Below are 2662 nucleotides of genomic sequence, written 5' to 3' on the forward strand. Positions count from 1 at the left end.
AATCGCTGCGCGGATTGAGCAAGCCATTCTGTAAGGAAGCAATATGAGCGGCAATAGCATCGGTCAAATTTTGTGCTGACGACCTTCGGCGAAAGTCACGGCGTAGCGATTGGCGGCGTGATTGACGGCGCGCCCGCTGGCATCGATTTGGATATTGCCGCCATTCAGGCGGATTTGGACCGCCGCAAACCCGGCACCAGCCGCCATGTAACGCCGCGCAAAGAAAGCGACAGCGTGCAAATCCTCTCCGGCATCTTTGAAGGCAAAACCACCGGCACGCCGATTGGTTTCGTGATTTTCAATGAAGACCAACGCAGCCAAGACTACAGCGCGATTGCGGAAAAATTCCGCCCCGGACATGCCGACTACAGCTATTGGCAGAAATACGGCATCCGCGATTATCGCGGCGGCGGACGCTCTTCGGCACGCGAAACGGCGAGCCGCGTGGTCGGCGGTGCGGTTGCCAAAGCGGTGTTGCAGCACCTCTGCGGCACGCAAATCCGCGCCTATGTTTCGCAAATCGGCGAGCATAAATTGGAATTTGTCGATTGGGCGCATGTGGGCGGCAATCCTTTTAATTGCCCGAATACGCATCAAATCGAAATGCTGGACCGCTATTTATACGACATCCGCAAAGACGGCGATAGTATCGGCGCGGAAATCACCCTTGTCATCGAGCATGTGCCACTGGGCTTGGGCGAACCGGTCTTTGACCGCTTGGACGCGGATTTGGCGCATGCCTTGATGAGCATCAATGCGGTGAAAGGCGTGGCGGTCGGTGACGGTTTTGACTGCATCACGCAGCGCGGCAGCGAATTTCGCGACGAACGCGCGGCGGAACAAGGCTTTTTAAGCAATCATGCCGGCGGTATCTTGGGCGGCATCTCGACAGGGCAAAGCATCGTGCTGCGCGCCGCCTTCAAACCGACCAGCTCCATTCTCGTTGCCGGCAAAACCACCAACATTCACAATCAAGACACGGAAGTAGTAACCAAAGGACGACACGACCCCTGCGTGGGGCTGCGTGCCTGTCCGATTGTGGAAGCGATGGCGGCATTGATGCTTTGCGATCATTTTATCCGCCAACGCGGACAGAATAATCGCTAACCTATTGTGCGCTATGCGGCAATTGCATCTTATCGAAGCGGCGGATTTACCGCCGCTCGGCGTTTTTGGACGCGATATCGCGCTTAAGGACTACCGCCGCTATCTCGGCATCACGCAAGGCGATGTGTTTTACGATGCCGGCAAAGGCTTATTTCCTAATGCCTTTGCTGCTGTGGCGGGGACGATTGGCGCAGGTCATCATCTGTATCTGCATTTGCCGACACATTATCCCGACGGCGACCCCGACCACAGGCGATGGCTGGCGCATGGCGAAGCAATTGAGACTTGCGCCGATCATTTTCATCAGCGCTTGCGGCGTTTGGCGGCACAGCAAATGCCGCAGCTGCGCCGCCGCTCGCGCAACATCAAGCGATTGCACGCTTTAGCCATCCGCAGCCGCAAATTATCCTCGGCAAACGCGGCAGCGGCAAAAGCCATTTTTTAGCGCAGAAAATCAATGCCCTTGCCGATGCAGAGATTGCGCCGCTATTGCTTGTGAGTCCGTTTGCAGAGAATCACCAAACCATTGCCGCACATACGCAAGTTCCTTGCTTTGCCTGCCGCCGGATGAAGCCTTGCGCCGTCTGCCTGCTGCGCAAGCCCTGATTGTTGATGAGGCGGCGGCACTTGCGCCGGCTCAACTGATTGCCCGTGTCGGCATTATCCTGCCTTTACCCTTGCCAGTACTAGCGAGGGCTATGAAGGCAGCGCACAGCATTTTTGCTTAAATACATTGCCGGCGCTCGGTATCAGGCAAGAGCAGATTGTGCATTTGCAGGGCAATTACCGTCATCACAGCGGCGACCCTTTGGAATGCCTGATGGATAGACTTTTCCTGTTTCCCACAGGGCAGGCGGAAAGGCTGCAATCACATGAAATTACAGAGATTATTGCGCTGCAAGCTCAAGACTTAGCCGCCGATGAACAGTTGTTGCGCAGCTATTGGTCTTTGCTGAATCAGGCGCATTACCGCAGCCGACCGGAAGACTTAAAGCGTTTGCTGGATATGCCGGATCAAGCCTTATTTATGGCGGCAAATGCGCAGGGCGAATGCTTAGGCGTGCTGCAAATCGCTTTGGAAACGCCGCTGAATACGGCATTGGCTCAAGCAGTTATTGCCGGCGAACGCCGACCACGCGGACGCTTGCTGATGCAGCAATTATTGCAGCGCAGCGGCGAGCTGCATTGGGCGCAACAGTGTTTTGCACGCGTACAAAGAATTGCCGTGCATCCCGATTGCCGCCGCCGCCAAATTGCCAGCCGCCTGCTGAATGCTGCGCATCGGCAGCTTGCCGATTGGCAATTCGGCTGCGTTTATGGCGCCAGCCCCAGCCTCGAAGCATTTTGGGAAAATAATGCCTACCGCCTATGCTATCAAGCGCAACATATCCGCAGCCGCCATCAAGGCGCAAGCCATATCCGCCTTCATCAAAATTTCCTTACTGGTTGAAACCCCTCCCTTTAGGGAGGATAATCTTGTGGGAGAGGTGTAACCTCTTCCAATTCAGGGCAACACAGAGCGACGCTTTATGTGTCGCTCTGTGTGTTGAAACAT

General features: G+C 55.5%; 2 protein-coding genes and 2 pseudogenes. All 4 read left to right on the forward strand.

Features of this window, described 5'->3' with window-relative positions; genetic code table 11:
* Positions 1-43 precede the first annotated feature (43 nt).
* The 4 genes and pseudogenes from aroC (at position 44) to DT343_RS18110 (ending at position 2557) form a co-directional block, all read left to right on the forward strand.
* Positions 44-1107: pseudogene (aroC, locus tag DT343_RS18095) on the forward strand (chorismate synthase).
* 13 nt (positions 1108-1120) lie between these two features.
* A complete protein-coding gene (locus tag DT343_RS18100) occupies positions 1121-1552 on the forward strand; it encodes a hypothetical protein (protein ID WP_146756726.1) in 432 nt (143 codons plus the stop codon).
* A gap of 219 nt (positions 1553-1771) precedes the next feature.
* A pseudogene (locus DT343_RS18105) lies at positions 1772-1936 on the forward strand (hypothetical protein); the annotation flags it as partial.
* A complete protein-coding gene (locus DT343_RS18110) occupies positions 1928-2557 on the forward strand; it encodes a GNAT family N-acetyltransferase (RefSeq protein WP_258522549.1) in 630 nt (209 codons plus the stop codon). The pseudogene DT343_RS18105 and the gene DT343_RS18110, both read left to right, overlap by 9 nt.
* The last annotated feature ends 105 nt before the right edge of the window (positions 2558-2662 follow it).

This window comes from Brevundimonas vesicularis (assembly GCF_900445985.1).
Taxonomy (GTDB): domain Bacteria; phylum Pseudomonadota; class Alphaproteobacteria; order Caulobacterales; family Caulobacteraceae; genus Brevundimonas; species Brevundimonas vesicularis_D.

What these genes read in the sequence shown, in the direction of transcription:
- DT343_RS18100 (WP_146756726.1), top strand. Translation starts at nt 1,121, where the DNA reads ATGCGGCAATTGCATCTTATCGAAGCGGCGGATTTACCGCCGCTCGGC.
- DT343_RS18110 (WP_258522549.1), top strand. Translation starts at nt 1,928, where the DNA reads ATGGATAGACTTTTCCTGTTTCCCACAGGGCAGGCGGAAAGGCTGCAA.